Source organism: Halogranum amylolyticum, assembly GCF_900110465.1.
GTDB classification, from domain to species: domain Archaea; phylum Halobacteriota; class Halobacteria; order Halobacteriales; family Haloferacaceae; genus Halogranum; species Halogranum amylolyticum.
In genome coordinates, this window is sequence record NZ_FODV01000003.1 from 99651 (window position 1) to 113717 (window position 14067).

16 protein-coding genes and 1 tRNA gene are annotated in these 14067 nt (G+C 65.5%); 3 read left to right on the top strand and 14 right to left on the bottom strand.

Features of this window, described 5'->3' with window-relative positions:
• Positions 1-324 precede the first annotated feature (324 nt).
• The 8 genes from thsB to BSG17_RS06500 form a co-directional block, all read right to left on the bottom strand.
• Entirely contained in the window at positions 325-1959 is a 1635-nt protein-coding gene (thsB, locus tag BSG17_RS06470) for a thermosome subunit beta (RefSeq protein WP_089822233.1), read from the bottom strand.
• Between the two features lie 320 nt (positions 1960-2279).
• Positions 2280-2426: a DUF7331 family protein gene (locus tag BSG17_RS26820; protein ID WP_170864732.1), complete on the bottom strand. Its 147-nt coding sequence runs from the start codon at positions 2424-2426 to the stop codon at positions 2280-2282.
• A gap of 65 nt (positions 2427-2491) precedes the next feature.
• The gene (locus BSG17_RS06475; protein ID WP_089822235.1) at positions 2492-2884 is read right to left on the bottom strand and encodes a DUF7383 domain-containing protein; all 393 of its coding nucleotides are present in this window, start codon (positions 2882-2884) and stop codon (positions 2492-2494) included.
• 78 nt (positions 2885-2962) lie between these two features.
• Entirely contained in the window at positions 2963-3145 is a 183-nt protein-coding gene (locus BSG17_RS06480) for a hypothetical protein (protein WP_089822237.1), read from the bottom strand.
• Between the two features lie 163 nt (positions 3146-3308).
• Positions 3309-3716, bottom strand: a complete 408-nt coding sequence (locus BSG17_RS06485) for a hypothetical protein (protein WP_089822239.1) — start codon at positions 3714-3716, stop codon at positions 3309-3311.
• Positions 3717-3954: 238 nt separating this feature from the next.
• Positions 3955-4035: transfer RNA gene (locus tag BSG17_RS06490), tRNA-Ser, on the bottom strand.
• Between the two features lie 29 nt (positions 4036-4064).
• On the bottom strand, positions 4065-4271 hold the full coding sequence (locus BSG17_RS06495; RefSeq protein WP_089822241.1) for a DUF7981 family protein: 207 nt from the start codon (positions 4269-4271) through the stop codon (positions 4065-4067).
• A gap of 6 nt (positions 4272-4277) precedes the next feature.
• Positions 4278-4658: a Rid family detoxifying hydrolase gene (locus BSG17_RS06500; protein ID WP_089822243.1), complete on the bottom strand. Its 381-nt coding sequence runs from the start codon at positions 4656-4658 to the stop codon at positions 4278-4280.
• A gap of 147 nt (positions 4659-4805) precedes the next feature.
• On the opposite strand from BSG17_RS06500, the gene BSG17_RS06505 reads away from it, so the two are divergent.
• On the top strand, positions 4806-5825 hold the full coding sequence (locus BSG17_RS06505; protein WP_089822246.1) for a patatin-like phospholipase family protein: 1020 nt from the start codon (positions 4806-4808) through the stop codon (positions 5823-5825).
• Between the two features lie 6 nt (positions 5826-5831).
• Here the strand turns inward: BSG17_RS06505 and ilvA are convergent, their stop codons facing one another.
• The gene (gene ilvA / locus BSG17_RS06510; protein ID WP_089822248.1) at positions 5832-7043 is read right to left on the bottom strand and encodes a threonine ammonia-lyase; all 1212 of its coding nucleotides are present in this window, start codon (positions 7041-7043) and stop codon (positions 5832-5834) included.
• Between the two features lie 240 nt (positions 7044-7283).
• On the bottom strand, positions 7284-7691 hold the full coding sequence (locus tag BSG17_RS06515) for a gamma-glutamylcyclotransferase family protein (RefSeq protein WP_089822250.1): 408 nt from the start codon (positions 7689-7691) through the stop codon (positions 7284-7286).
• Between the two features lie 216 nt (positions 7692-7907).
• On the opposite strand from BSG17_RS06515, the gene BSG17_RS06520 reads away from it, so the two are divergent.
• Entirely contained in the window at positions 7908-9239 is a 1332-nt protein-coding gene (locus tag BSG17_RS06520) for an MATE family efflux transporter (RefSeq protein ID WP_089823017.1), read from the top strand.
• 57 nt (positions 9240-9296) lie between these two features.
• Here the strand turns inward: BSG17_RS06520 and BSG17_RS06525 are convergent, their stop codons facing one another.
• Both BSG17_RS06525 and citZ read right to left on the bottom strand, forming a co-directional pair.
• Positions 9297-9623 carry a hypothetical protein gene (locus BSG17_RS06525; RefSeq protein WP_089822252.1) on the bottom strand — a complete coding sequence of 109 codons (327 nt, stop codon included), beginning with the start codon at positions 9621-9623 and terminating at the stop codon, positions 9297-9299.
• A gap of 97 nt (positions 9624-9720) precedes the next feature.
• A complete protein-coding gene (citZ, locus tag BSG17_RS06530) occupies positions 9721-10860 on the bottom strand; it encodes a citrate synthase (protein WP_089822253.1) in 1140 nt (379 codons plus the stop codon).
• 192 nt (positions 10861-11052) lie between these two features.
• Here citZ and BSG17_RS06535 point away from each other — a divergent pair, with 192 nt between their 5' ends.
• Positions 11053-12261, top strand: coding sequence for a potassium channel family protein (locus tag BSG17_RS06535; protein WP_089822255.1), 1209 nt, complete (start codon positions 11053-11055; stop codon positions 12259-12261).
• Here BSG17_RS06535 and BSG17_RS06540 read toward each other — a convergent pair whose 3' ends face one another.
• Together BSG17_RS06540 and BSG17_RS06545 are read right to left on the bottom strand one after the other, a co-directional pair.
• A complete protein-coding gene (locus tag BSG17_RS06540; protein ID WP_089822257.1) occupies positions 12262-12552 on the bottom strand; it encodes a DUF7536 family protein in 291 nt (96 codons plus the stop codon).
• A 60-nt stretch (positions 12553-12612) separates the two neighbouring features.
• Positions 12613-13932 (bottom strand): MFS transporter, encoded by a 1320-nt coding sequence (locus tag BSG17_RS06545; protein WP_089822259.1) that lies wholly within the window; start codon positions 13930-13932, stop codon positions 12613-12615.
• Between the last annotated feature and the right edge of the window lie 135 nt (positions 13933-14067).

Genomic DNA, 14067 nt, shown 5'->3' on the forward strand with positions numbered 1-14067 from the left:
CGCCGAGCGGACGTGTCTCTCCGGTCACCACTAACGGATAGTTACCTGTCAGAACAGAGCGTGTGGCCACGGAAACGGCGAACAAACGACTGTTCTTGCGCGTCGAGGGGTTCCCACCCTGCGGCGACGGCGAGTAGTCCGTCGACTCGACGTTCTTTCGCGAGACGGCGTGTCGAGTGCAGCGGCTACGCAGTCAGAAATAGAGAAGGATCGTTCGTCGAGCGGTGCAGCGGTTCGGGTGAGGCGAGTGCCGCTAACCGAGCGTCACATCGCGTTGGCTGAGGAAACCTCAGCCGCACACGGGAAAGAGGCGTTCGCCGCTTTTCACATCGCGCCGCCCATACCGCCCATACCGCCCATGCCACCCATGCCGCCGGGTGCGCCGCCCTCGTCGTCATCGCCCTTGGTGGAGAGGTCACCAGCGGCGATGATGTCGTCGATTTTGAGGACAAGGTTCGCGGCCTCGGTGGCCGAGGAGATGGCCTGCTCTTTCGAGTGGGCCGGTTCGACGACACCTGCGTCGAAGGTGTCGACGACCTCGCCGGTGAAGACGTTCAGGCCGGCGCGGACGTTGCCTTCCTCGTGGGCCGCACGCAGGTCGACCAGCGTGTCGATGGAGTCGAGGCCGGCGTTCTCCGCGAGGACGCGCGGGACGAGTTCGAGCGCGTCGGCGAACGCCTCGACGGCGAGCTGCTCGCGACCGGAGACGGAGTCAGCGTAGTCGCGGAGTCGCGAGGCGAGTTCGACCTCGATGGCACCGCCGCCGGCGACGACGCGACCGTCGGAGACGGTCGTGGAGACGACGTCCAGGGCGTCCTGGATGCCGCGCTCGAGTTCGTCGACGACGTGGTCGGTGGAGCCACGCAGGAGGATGGTAACGCCGTGGGCGTCGTCGCCCTCGACGTAGAACAGCTCGTCCTCGTCGTCACGGCTGACCGAGCCGTGGCCGAGGTCGGCCTCCTCGAGACTGTCGAGGTCCGAGACGATGGAGCCGCCGACAACGTTCTTGAGGAACTTGATATCGGACTTCTTCACGCGGCGGACGGCGAGGATACCCTCCTTCGCGAGGTAGTGCTGTGCGAGGTCGTCGATACCTTTCTGACAGAAGACGACGTCGGCACCGGAGTCGACGATCTGCTGGACCTTCTGCTTCAGCTGCTTCTCCTCCTGGTCGAGGAACTGCTGGAGCTGGTCCGGGCTGTCGATGGAGACGTTCGTATCCGCGGAGGCCTCCTCGACCTCGATCGCCTCGTTGAGCAGGAGGACGTTGGCGTCCTCTGCCTCGGAGGGCATGTTGTCGTGGACCGGGTCCTTGTCGATGACTGCACCCGTCAGCAGCTCGGACTCGGAGGCCGAGCGGCCGGTTTGGGTCTCGAGTTTGACGTTCTCGAGGTCGACGACGTGCGAGCCGTCGTTCGCCTCGACGGTGACCTGTCGGACGGCGTCGACGACGAGCTGGGCGAGCACGTCCTTGTTGAGTTCGGTGCCCTTGCCCGTCATCGAGGTCTCGGCGACCTTCTTCAACAGGTCCTCGTCGTCGGGGTCGACGGACTCGGCGACGTTGCCGATCTCCTCGCGTGCCTTCTCGCTGGCGAGGTGGAAGCCCTTGATGACCGCCGTCGGGTGGATGTCCTGCTCGAGGAGGTCCTCGGCGTTCTTGAGGAGTTCGCCGGCGATTGCGACGGCGGTCGTCGTCCCGTCGCCTGCCTCGTCCTCCTGCGTCTCGGCGACCTCGATGATCATCTCGGCCGTCGGGTTGTCGATGTCCATCTCCTTGAGGATGGTGACGCCGTCGTTCGTGATGGTGACGTCGCCCATCGAGTCGACGAGCATCTTGTCCATCCCTTTCGGGCCGAGTGTGGAACGTACTGCCTCGGCGACCGCACGGGCAGCACGAATGTTGTACTCCTGCGCGTCACGGTCCTTGACGCGCTGGGAATCCTCTCCGAGAATGATCATCGGCTGACCCTGTTGCATTCGCTGACTCATGGTTCATCGCCTGATTGTTTGTGATTCTATATAAGGGCTTCGGTTCGGTTCGAGAGTGTGTCGCCTGTCGTCAGTCGTCTGTGTTCGACAAACCACCAGACTGCTCGACGCTCGTCCGGTCGTCGTGTGGTTCGTTACCACGCTCCCGGCCGACGGTCGATCCGCGATATCGGGTCGGTTTAAATAGCAATCGAGCGACCCCGAGAGCGGCGTCGGCGCACCGAGCGAGGACGCGTCGCTCGTCGGCGTCGGAGCAGCAGAGAAACGGCGAGCGGCGGCTGGGAGGAGGGTTATCGTGTTCGGTCGAGTTCGACCGCGTTGTCCGCGCGGATCCACGCGAACTCGTCTCTCGTGTCGTAGATCTCGACGAAGCCGTCGTCTGAGACGAGTGCTTCGTACCGCCCACGGGGTTCGGCGTCGTAAGTTTCGTCCACCATGTGGCCTACGTGGAGGAGAGGGCGTCGGGGAGATACCCGTTTCGAATCCGGCGATTCGGTGTCGCTCACTCGTCGACGCGCTCTTTCCAGTGGATCGTCACCGTCCCGACGGCGAACGCGTCGTCTGTGGTGGAGTCACGACAGAACTGGATGGTGTTCGTCCCCTCGTGGAGCGACGCACCGGAGAGCGTGTCGACCCAGTACTGCCAACCCTCGTTCGGCGGGATGTCGAACCCGCCGAGCGACTCGCCGTTGACGAGGATCTCGTGACCGTACTCGGTGACGTCGAACGCCTGCAGGCCGACGTAGGCGTCGATAGGGTCGTCGGTGGTGACGGTGAACTCGAACTCCTCGGTCGTGTCGCCGGCAGTCGTCGCCCAGTCGAGGTCGAGACCGCCGTCGTCGGGCGCGAGCTGTGCGCCGATGTAGACGGTGGCGTAGTTCGCACGGGTGTGCACGCTCGCGGCTACTCGGTGGGGTGATAAAAACGCGACGCCCGAGGCGTCGAGACACAGACGGCTCGTAGGGCCACGACGTCAGTCGGTCAGCTCCTCCATTTCCGCGGGGTTCGCGAGGAACTCCGAGTCGACCTCCTCTTCGGCCGCCTGCGGCGGTTCCTCTTGCCCCTCTGCCCGGAGTTCACGTCGAGTGAGTTCGGCTTCGAGTTGCGCTTCCTTGTTGAGCCCCTTCTTCTCTCGACCACTCTTCGTGTCAGGCATTGTCATGCAAGGAAAAGCCGTGGAGCTTGATGAATGTTTTTATAATGTATCTGATATTTTCGCACGGCGGAGTGAAGACCTGTGTTTCACTGTGGCCTCTCCCCGAGAACGAACGAGAACGGACCCCTAAGTGACTACTCTCGCCACGTATCACGGACTGCGGCTAAGTGTTCCTCCCACAGTCGTTGTCTGCGTTCGCTCGTCCGCGGAACGTCGTCCGTGAGCGTCGTCGCTTTTCGACCATCAGGAAGTACTTGTCCCCCACTGTGGGTTCACCAGACCCCCGCTGAACGACCACGGCAGGAAGTGGTGGATTCCCGATCTCGTCTTCGTGGAGTCCGAGGATACCGAGGACCCACGATTGCCGGGCCGTGAAAACTCCGACCTCGTCGGCGACATCCATGTACGTAGTGAACCTTGAATCGTCCCGTGCTACCGAGACGAGATACGGTTTGAGTGCTTCGAGTTTGTCGATGAGCGTGTCGAACGTGGCATAGTTGTTCGAAATCCGTCCTTCTGTTTCCGTGATTCGTTCGATTACTTCCCGGTCGATGTAGGATTGGTTCCTCATAGCAGTCAGCAACAGATATACTCATCTAAGTGTTGCTATGAAAACACGATCTAGACTGAAGACAGAACACAACGGGAGTTTATCGGTCACGTTCGGAGAAAGGTCACGGGTCAGGGATTTGAACCACGGTCGCTCCTTTCAGTCGCTCCCTCATTCAACTCCCTGCGTAGTCGAGCACCCAAAACAGTGCATCACAGCGCGATGAAACGCGCTGCTCGTCACGTAGTTTCCCGAGAAACGCCAGGACAGGGATTTGAACCCTGGATCCCAGAGGGAACACGCTTTCCAGGCGTGCGCTTTACCACTCAGCCATCCTGGCTCGTATCCCAACGTACCGCGGTGGGAAGTTTAAGTCCTTCCCTTCTGCGCCACGCGATATTCGGTGACGTAGGCCACTCCGACGACGACGACGCCGAGGACGACGGCGACGACGAGACGTCTCGGGAACGACAGCGGCAGCCGACCGCCGACGAGGACGTACCCCTGCGTGAGCGCGAGGAAGGCGAACGCTCCCACTGCACCCCACAGGACGCTCGACTTGACGCGTGGCCGCACGTTCGGCTACTCCAGCGAGGCGATGGCTTCGATCTCGACGCCGACGCCCTTCGGGAGGTTCGCCACCTCGAAGGCGCTGCGGGCCGGCGGCTCGTCGTCGAAGTACGTCTCGTACGTCTCGTTCATCGCCTCGAACTCGTCGATGTCGTCGAGCAGCACCGTCACCTTCAGCACGTCCCCTGCGTCGGCCCCTTCCTCGGCGAGGATGGCCATCACGTTGTCCAGCGACTGCTCGGTCTGCGTGGCGATGTCGGCGTCGTCGAGGAGGTCGCCGTCGGGCGTGAGCGGGATCTGACCCGCGGTGAACAGGAGGTCGCCGTCGGTCGCCGCCTGACTGTACGCGCCCACCGCCGCGGGGGCGTCGTCGGTGCTGATGATTCGCTTCATATCCGAGGCGTCGACCGGACGGGCCTTAAAACGTCGAGTCACGTCGGCCTAGATTGATACAGGCGCCGATCGATCCTCGTGTTAGCATGTCAACGCAGTCCAACGTCGACGCACCGGTCCCCGACGACGACGATCAGGCGACTCCCCATGAGTGACCGAGATCCGGCGAACGGTACCGAGGCCGACAACGAGGACGGACGGAACGTCGCGATCGCCTGTCAAGGTGGCGGCAGCCACACCGCGTTCACGGCGGGCGTCCTCCGTGGGCTCTTCGACGACTGGGACGACGCGGACCGACTCGTCGGAGTCAGTGGAACCTCCGGCGGCGCGTTCTGCGCGCTCGTCGCGTGGTACAACTTCGTCACCGACGGACCCGAGGCGGCCCGCGAGGCGCTGGGGGAGTTCTGGACCGATCTCTCCGCGCGGTCGCCGGTCGACGCCGCGACCAACGAGTGGCTGGTCTGGGGGGCGCGCGTCCGGAGCAGCGGCGTCGCCCTTCCCACGTTCAGCCCCTACGACGTCCCCGGAACGGCTCTGGGAAAACACCGACTCCGGCAGGTGGTCGAACGACACGTCGACTTCGACGAGTTGGGTTCGCTGTGTACCCGCGACGCCCCGAAACTGATCGTTGGGACGGTGGACATCAACGGCGGCGAGTTCGAGACGTTCATCGACGAGGCGGTGACTGTCGACGCCGTACTCGCTTCCGCAGCCGTCCCGACGCTCTTCGAGGCGGTCGAGATACACGGCCACTACCACTGGGACGGAGTGTTCTCGCAGAACCCCCCCGTCAAAGACTTTCTCCAGGGGCCCGTAGAGCAGAAGCCCGACGAGATCTGGATCGTCCAGATCAACCCACAGCGACGCGAGGGCGAACCGCGGTCGCTCGAGGAGATCGCCGACCGACGCAGCGAGTTGGCGGGGAACCTCTCGCTCAACCAGGAGATCGGGTTCATCAACCAGGTCAACGAGTGGCTCGAGGCGGGCCACCTCCCGAAGGACGTCTACCGATCCGTCACCGTGCGTCGGCTCGAACTGGACAAGGACCTCCACTACTCGACACAGCTCGACCGAAGTCCCGCGTTCGTCCGAGAGTTGATGAGCTACGGCGAGTCGCGGGCGGATGCGCTCTTCGAGGAACAGAACGTCGACCGGACGGGGACGTAGCCCACCTCAGACCAGCACGTCGACCTCGTAGCCGTGCTCACGGAGCCCGTCGAGCAGCTCCTCAACGTGGTCCTCTCCGCGGGTCTCGAGGTCCAACTCGACCTCGGCGGCGTTCATCGCGATGTTTCGGGAGGTCCGGTCGTGGCGGATGGCGTAGATGTTCGCCTGGTGGTCGGCGATGACCTCGATGAGTCGCTCCAGTGCACCCGGACGGTCCTTGAGGACGGTCTGGACCTTCAGATACCGGCCGGTCTCGACGAGTCCGCGCATGATGACCGTCGTCAGCACGTTCATGTCGATGTTGCCGCCGCACAGCGCGGGGACGATCACCTCGTCGTCCTCGTAGTCGAACTTGTCGAACAACAGCGCCGCGAGCGGGACTGCACCCGCCCCCTCGACCAGCGTCTTGCTGCGTTCGAGCAGGTAGGTGAGCGCCACCGCGATCTCCTCGTCGGAGACGGTGACCACCTCGTCGACGCGCTCTTGGATGACCTCGAACGGTCTCGTTCCGACGTGGCGGGTGGCGATACCGTCGGCGATGGTGTCGACCGAGTCCAGCGCCTGAATCTCGCCCTTCTGCAGTGAGTCGGCGACGCTGGAGGCTCCTTCGGCCTGGACGCCGACGACGCGAGCGTCGGGAATCTGCTCTTTGACCGCCGTCGCGATGCCGGAGATGAGGCCGCCACCGCCGATGGGGACGACCACCGTGTCGAGATCGGGACAGTCCTCGACGATCTCGAGTCCGATGGTCCCCTGACCGGCCATGACGGAGTCGTCGTCGAAGGCGTGGACGTAGACGCGGTCCTCCTCCATCTCGATCTCATGAGCCTTGTCCTGCGCCTCGTTGTAGTCCGCACCCGACAGGACGACGCGTCCCCCGTAGCGTTCGGTGGCTTTCACCTTCGTGATCGGTGCGTGTTCGGGCATGACGATAGTCGAATCGACGCCCGCACGCGTCGCCGCGAGCGCGACACCCTGTGCGTGGTTGCCGGCGCTGGCGGTGACGACACCCGCCTCCTTCTCCTCCTCGGTGAGCGTCGCGATCCGGTTCATCGCACCGCGGATCTTGAACGACCCCGTCCGCTGGAAGTTCTCCAGTTTCAGGTGGACCTCCGCGCCGGTCATGTCGGTGAACGTGTGTGAGTACTCGAGCGGTGTGTGTCGCGCGACTTCGCTGACGCGCTCGCGCGCGTCGAGAACGTCGGAGAGCGAGAGCATACGTACGGCTACTCTACCGTAGTTGTTAATTGTTTATTAGCGGTGGCGAGCGGCCGAGTCCGCACGACGCCGTCGCTCGGCGGGTTGTCTCGGAAGGGGGAATTAGGTGCGCGTGACGCGCACTCTAACTATCACCCCGAAAGTACATAAACGTCCGCCACCCGGAGTGAAAGTAAAACCGCAAGACTGCGGTGAGATGAGTCGACTGTCAGACGTCCGTCGTCCCCTCGTCCGCCGGCGTCAGTCGGTGGGTCGGACGGTCACCTCGTTAGTCGCGACGTACCGTTCGACGCGATCGCCGAGCGACCCTGCTCCGGGCCACGACACGGCGTCGCCGACGGCGAGACGGTCGGGGTCGCCGACGTAGACAGCGACCGCGTCGTCTCCGAGCGACTCGGCCGTCTCGTCCCACGGAACCGACACCCGGACGTAGAGCCCCCGGTCGACCCCTTCGTAGGCGTCGAGAGCCGAGACGTCGTCTGTCCGGAGGACGCGGCCGCCGACCGACCCACCCGGTGCGAGCGTCGGATACCGGCCCTCCACCGGATGCAACCCCTCCAGTACTGCGGCCCCGACGAACGTGTACGAGTCGACGACCTGTGCGACCTGCGCTGGGTTTGTGAGCGTCCCGTAGACGAAGACATCCATGGGACCGCTTCGGGACACACACAGTTCAACGTACGTCTCGTGGGAACTGCCTGAGAGGCTGCCGTTCCGTGTGTTACGACGACCGAGACGGGAGAGACCACCGGTCGATCGGGCGGATTCCGGTACGGTGAAAGCCGACGCCGCCGGAGAGACGCTGTGCGCGACGGACGACTCCTCGGCGTCTGGAAGCGAGTCTTCGGACTCGCGTGGCCGGTGATGGCCGAACAGACCTTCCGGACGCTGATGCGGACGACCGACATCCTCGTCACGGCGACGATCTCGCCGGTGGCGGTCGCCGCGATCGGCCTCGCGGACCTCTACGCGCGGTTCCCGCTCTGGGTCGGTCTCGGCACCGGCGGCGGGGCCATCGCCCTCTCCAGTCAGGACACGGGCAGCGGTGCCGACGCCAACCGCGATCAGGCGGTCAGCATCGCCATCCTCCTCGGCGCGCTGCTCGGCGTCCCCTTCGTCGCCTTCGGCCTCCTGTTCGGCCGCGACGCCATCGCTCTGCTCGGCGCACCCACTGCCGTCGCCGACGTCGGCGGGCTCTATCTCGGAGTCGTCTTCGCGACGGCCCCGGCCAGACAGGTCGCGCTCGTCGCTGCCCGCTCGTTGCAGGGGACGGGCGACACCGAGACGCCGATGTACGTCAACGTCGTCGCCAACCTGCTCAACATCGTCGGTAGCGTCGTGCTCGGCCTCGGCCTGCTCGGGACGGCCGGAGTCGAACTGTTCGGCGTCGCCGTCACGGGCGTCGTCGGCGTCGGTGTCGCCACCGCCGTCGCGAACGTCGTCACGGCGCTCGCGCTCCTCGCGGCGCTCCGAAGCGAGTGGACCGACGCCTCGCTGGTCCGACCGACCGATCCCGTCGTGGCCAAGCAACTCGTCCTCGTCAGCGCCCCCTCCGTCGCGGAGGGGCTCGCCTCGACGCTCGCGGAGTTCCCGCTCAACAGCATCCTGCTCGGCTTCGGCACCGAGGTGAACGCGGGGTTTCAGATCGGCCGACGCATCTACCAGCAGGTGACGGGACCGCTCTCGCGCGGCTACAACGTCGCCGCGAGCATCGTCGTCGGGCAGGCGCTCGGCGACGGCGACCCGGCGAGTGCACGACACGACGGGTGGGCGACCGTCGGCCTCGGGTTCGCGACCGTCGGCGTAGTCGGTCTGCTGCTCGTCGTCGTCGCCGAACCGTTCGTCCGGGCGTTCACCGACGACCCCGAGACGGCCCGCTACGCGGTCGACTTCGCCCGTCTCTACGGCGTGACGGCGACGTTCCTCGTCGCCTTCACAGTGCTGCAGGGTGCGCTCCGCGGTGCCAGCGAGACGCGACTCCCCTTCCTCGCGCGCACCACCGGCCTGTTCGGGTTCATGGTCGGATTCACCTACCTCGTCGGCGTCGTCCTCGACTACGGTGTCGTCGGCGCGTACGCCGGAATCGCTCTCTCGTACGTCTGGATGGCCGGCGTCGTCGTCGTGAGTTTCTGGCGGAGCGACTGGGCGACACGCGCGGCGTCGATGATGGCCGAGCGGGGGAGTGCGAGCGAGTGACGGCGGCGACGCTATCCGAAGAGTAGTCGGGAGTCCGAAAAACGGGGGTGGGTGTCCTCAGTTCGACCAGAGGCGTCGCGTGAGGTAGCCGACGGCGACGCCGCCCGCGGCGGCACCCGCGGCGAACGACTTGATCATGAGGCTGCGGCGGCGTGCCTGGTACTCCTCGGGGAAGTACCGCGCCATCGAGTCGAGCATCACGTCGCCGAGGTGGTGGTACTCGTCGGACTCGCGGGCGGTCATCGCGGCGTCGCGCATCATCTCACTGACGCGACGCGCGTACCGCTCGCTGCCGGGGTATCGTTCGCGGATTCGCTGTGCGGGGATCTCTTTCAGGGCGTTGACGTCGTCGCCACTCGGTCGTCGGAGGCCATACGGTGCCATACTATACCATCGGTGGCTGTCAGCAAAAGGTTAGCGTCGGACTCGACGGGCGAGTCGCGGACCGATCGAGTCGAGCGACGAACGTCGGTCGAGAGAGTTACCGCTCGTCGAGGGGGACGAACGTCCGGTCCTCGGGGCCGACGTAGCGGGCGCGCGGACGGATGAGGCGGTTGTCCTCGTACTGTTCGAGGACGTGTGCGATCCAGCCGCCGACGCGCGACATCGCGAAGATGGGCGTGTAGATGTCGATGGGGATGCCCATCTGGTAGTACGTCGATGCGGAGTAGAAGTCGACGTTGGGCGCGAGCCCCTTCTCCTCCATGATGTACTCCTCGACGGCGACGCTCATCTCGTACCACTTCATGTCGCCCGCGGCCTCGCCGAGCTCCTCGGACTTCTCGCCGAGGATCTTCGCCCGCGGATCTTTGACGTTGTAGACGCGGTGTCCGAACCCGGGGACACGACGTCCCTCGTCGAGAGCGTTGATGACCCACTCCGTGGGTTCCATGTCGGCCTCGTCGACCTCCTCGAGCATCTTCATCACGTTCTGGTTGGCCCCGCCGTGGAGCGACCCGGCGAGCGTGCCGACGGCGCTGGTGACGGCGCTGTGAAGATCCGACAGCGTCGACGAGGTGACCATCGCCGAGAACGTCGAGGCGTTCAGTCCGTGGTCGGCGTGGAGGACGAGCGCCATGTCGAACGTCTCGGCGAGCACGTCGTCGGGTTCCTCGTCGTTGAGCATGTAGAGGAAGTTCGCGGCGTGGCTCAGGTCCTCGCGCGGCGCAACGGGGTCGTCACCTTGCCGGATGCGCTGGAAGGCGGCTAGCGCGGTCGGGATCTTCGCGGTGATGCGACAGCCCTTCCGGACGTTCGCCTCGTGGTCGGTGACGTCGTCGAAGCCGGCGTCCTCGTCGTACGCCGAGAGGTTCGAGACGACGGTCCGAAGCGCCGCCATCGGGTTCTCGTCGGCCTCGGCGAGTTCGCGGACCGTCTCGTGGACACCGTCTTCGAGTTCGCGCTCGGCGGCCATCCGCTCGCGGAACGACTCGAGTTGCTCCCGTGTCGGCAACTCTCCGTGCCAGAGGAGGTAGACGACCTCCTCGTAGCTCGCGTCACGCGCGAGATCCTCGATGGGGTAGCCTCGGTAGATGAGTCTGCCGGCGTCGCCATCGATGTAGCTGAGTTCGGATTCGGCGACGAGCACGCCTTCCAGCCCCCGCTTCAGATCGTCTGACATACCTCAATGGTTCCCGACCGTCTCAAAAAAGCGTTATCGTTTGCCCGTTTCGTGCCACCATGACTCATACGAGTCGACGGAGGGTTACGGCGACAGCGATCAACCCGTCGCCGTCTCGAGGTCCTCGGGCTACGTACGGCGAGACGGTGGAGGCGAGCAACCCTTTTCCGGTCAGGGGGTAAACGGCCGGGTATGGACCCCGGGGACGTCGAGTACGAACCAGTCAGTGTGAAGGCAGTACTCGCAGAGATGAAAGACACCGCGGAACTGCTCATCGACCTCTCGTACTCGGCGGTACTCCACGGCAGCGACGACATCGCGGAGGAGGTGCTCGCGCTCGAAGAGCGGATGGACGTCCTCCAACTGCGGGCGCGGATGAGCCTGCTTATGGCCGCACGCACGCCGGACGACGCCGAGGCGCTCGCACCCGTGTTGGGCGTCGTCGGCGCGGCCGAGAAGATCTCCGACGCCGCCGGCGACATCGCGAAGATCGTCCTCGAAGACATCGGCCTCCCCGACGCGATGCGCGCAGCGCTCCCCGAGGCGGTCGAGACGGTCGTCCGCAGCGTCGTCATCCCCGACTCCTCCTACGTGGGCCGGACGCTCGCCGACATCAACATGGAGACCGAGACGGGGGTTCGCGTCATCGCCATCCGTCGACAGGGTGACTGGATCACCAACCCCGACCACGAGACGACGCTCGAGGCCGAGGACGTGGTGCTGCTCCGCGGGCTGGACGACGGGCTCAGAACCGTCTCGCGGGAGCTGACGGGCGCACCGTACGAACCGCCGACGGTCCCCGAACCCACCATCGAAGATCTCGAACGCGCGGTCGACTCCATCGTCCTGATGAAGAACATGAGCGAACTCGCCGTCGACCTCGCCTACGGGTCGGTGCTGTTCGACAGCGAGGGCGTCGCGGAGGAGGTGTCGGAGCTCGAAGCCGAGGTCGACGCCCTCGAGTCGCGGTTCGAGGCGTGGACGCTCCGGGCGGCGAGTCGCGTCGACGACCCCATCTCGCTGCGCGGGCTGATGCATCTCGCGGGCGCGACGGAAGTGATCAGCGACGCCGCCCTCGAGATCAGCGAGGGGGTCCTTCGGGGGCTCGACACCCACCCCGTCGTCGCCGCCGCCGTCGAGGAGTCCGACGAGATCATCGTCCGGTTCACCGTCGGTCGGGGGAGCCACCTCGCGAACGCGACGCTGGGCGACAAGATGGTTCGGACGGAGACGGGGATGCGCGTCATCGCCGTCCGCCGACCGGACGGCGGCGAGTGGGTCGTCTCGCCCGGCCCGACGACGAAGCTCACGCCGGACGACGTCATCATCGCGAAGGGGACGCGCGCGGCCGCCGAGCAGCTGAGCGAACTCGCGGGCGACCCACAGAAGTTCGACGACTGACTACAGTTCTCGCGCCAGTCTGTACGCCGAGACGAGTGTCAAGAGCGCCGTGACGAGCATCGCACTCGTCGTCGCGAGCACGAAGGCGAGAAAGAGGAACCACCCCTCCGGACCGAGAAACGGATACTCGCGCGTGCCGAGGACGGGTCCGAGGAGTTCGAACACGCGGACGAGGTAGACGGAGACAGCCAACAGTAGCCCCACGGCGACGCCAGTTTTGGCGTTGCGGGGGACGTTCAGTGCCTGCACGAGTCCGCCCGAAGGCGGCCGTTCGGGGACGTCGTCGCTCACGCGTCTACGTGAGGAGTGTGGGGACAAAGCCTCGTCGTCTCTCTTCGTTTCTTAGGCCACTCACGCGTACGCCTCGAACTCCTCGCCGAAGACGAGGAAGTACGCCGTCCCGACCACGCCTACGGCGGTCGCCACCCCGAACGCGACCGTCGGCGACGACGAGTAGAGCCACCCGCCGAGGGCGGCGCTGGGGATGACGACGACGTTCCGCAGGAGGTAGTACGTCCCGACGACGCGACCGCCGGCGTTCTCCTCGGCGGGGCCGACGATGAGCGCCTTGTGCGCCGGCAGCCCGGCGAACCGCAGGCCGGAGAACGCAAACAGGAGTGCCAACACGAGGGCGTTCGGCGGCGCGGAGATGAGAAGCAGCGGGAAGACCGCATAGACCGCAAAGCCGAGCGCGACGACCGGTTTGAGACCGACACGACGCGCCAGCGCCGCGACGGGAGCCATCACGACCAGTGCGACGGCCATCTCGATCGCCAAGAGCACTCCGAAGTAGGCGTCGGGGTTGACGCGACCGACCACGGGGAGCGTCGCGCCGACCGCCAGAAACTCGACGACGACGATGACGAAGAAGGCGTACACCATCCCGTTGGCGAACCGGACGAGCGTGTCGCCGACGAGCAGCGGGCGCAACGGGTCGGGCATCTGGCGGACGTCGTCGACGACGGCGCGCAACCCCGCGAAGGACTTGCCGAGCGAGTCCTCGGCGGCGTCGTAGAGCCAGTGCTGGAGGACGGTCGCGACCAGACCGAACCCGGCGGCGAGGAGGAGCACGTACCGGAACCCGATCTGGAACTCGTAGACCGCGAGCAGTCCCGCGGCCAGGAGCGGCCCGACGAGGAACGCCGTCCGGCGGAACGTCTCGGTGCTGGCGAACCCGCTTGCGAGGCGTTCGGGCGGGACACTCTGCTTGACGATGGCGAACGTCGCCCCGAGCCCGAACGACTTCCACGCCTGCGACAGCAGGAGGCCGAAGAAGATGCCGACCGGCAGGGTGACCGCCTCGATCGCCAGCGGACCGACCTGGACGCCCGGGAGCGTCAGAAAGCCGAAGGCGGGTGCGAACAGCCAGACAACGAACCCGACCGTCGATGCCAACCCGAACAGCGTCAGCGCCGTCCGCGACCCGATGCGGTCCGACAGCGCGCCGCCGGGGTAGGGGTAGACGGCGCTGACGAGGTTGCCGAAACTCCCGTACAGACCGATGGCGACGCTCCCTGCGCCGAGAACGCTCATGTACCGCGGCATGTACCGCCCGGTCATCTGGAAGCCGAGGCTGAACGCGAACATCGCCACGGAGAGCACGAGCACGTCGCCCTGAAGCGCGAAGAACTGTCTGAACGTGGTGAACGCGCCGACGTCCTCGTCGTCCATACTGGTCCGTCGAAGGGAGTCGACAAAATTACTCTGGAGGGAGCGGGCCGAAACTGCACTACAGTGTCCACCAGAGCAGTATTGTGAGCTTACTCGGTGACAGGTCAGGAAAAATCCATGATTGAGTTGCCAAAT

Bases quoted from the DNA above. Each gene is read 5' to 3' on its own strand.
- thsB (WP_089822233.1), bottom strand. From the start codon at position 1,959: ATGATCATTCTCGGAGAGGATTCCCAGCGCGTCAAGGACCGTGACGCG.
- BSG17_RS26820 (WP_170864732.1), bottom strand. From the start codon at position 2,426: ATGGTGGACGAAACTTACGACGCCGAACCCCGTGGGCGGTACGAAGCA.
- BSG17_RS06480 (WP_089822237.1), bottom strand. From the start codon at position 3,145: ATGCCTGACACGAAGAGTGGTCGAGAGAAGAAGGGGCTCAACAAGGAA.
- BSG17_RS06485 (WP_089822239.1), bottom strand. From the start codon at position 3,716: ATGAGGAACCAATCCTACATCGACCGGGAAGTAATCGAACGAATCACG.
- BSG17_RS06500 (WP_089822243.1), bottom strand. From the start codon at position 4,658: ATGAAGCGAATCATCAGCACCGACGACGCCCCCGCGGCGGTGGGCGCG.
- BSG17_RS06505 (WP_089822246.1), top strand. From the start codon at position 4,806: ATGAGTGACCGAGATCCGGCGAACGGTACCGAGGCCGACAACGAGGAC.
- ilvA (WP_089822248.1), bottom strand. From the start codon at position 7,043: ATGCTCTCGCTCTCCGACGTTCTCGACGCGCGCGAGCGCGTCAGCGAA.
- BSG17_RS06515 (WP_089822250.1), bottom strand. From the start codon at position 7,691: ATGGATGTCTTCGTCTACGGGACGCTCACAAACCCAGCGCAGGTCGCA.
- BSG17_RS06520 (WP_089823017.1), top strand. From the start codon at position 7,908: ATGGCCGAACAGACCTTCCGGACGCTGATGCGGACGACCGACATCCTC.
- BSG17_RS06525 (WP_089822252.1), bottom strand. From the start codon at position 9,623: ATGGCACCGTATGGCCTCCGACGACCGAGTGGCGACGACGTCAACGCC.
- citZ (WP_089822253.1), bottom strand. From the start codon at position 10,860: ATGTCAGACGATCTGAAGCGGGGGCTGGAAGGCGTGCTCGTCGCCGAA.
- BSG17_RS06535 (WP_089822255.1), top strand. From the start codon at position 11,053: ATGGACCCCGGGGACGTCGAGTACGAACCAGTCAGTGTGAAGGCAGTA.
- BSG17_RS06545 (WP_089822259.1), bottom strand. From the start codon at position 13,932: ATGGACGACGAGGACGTCGGCGCGTTCACCACGTTCAGACAGTTCTTC.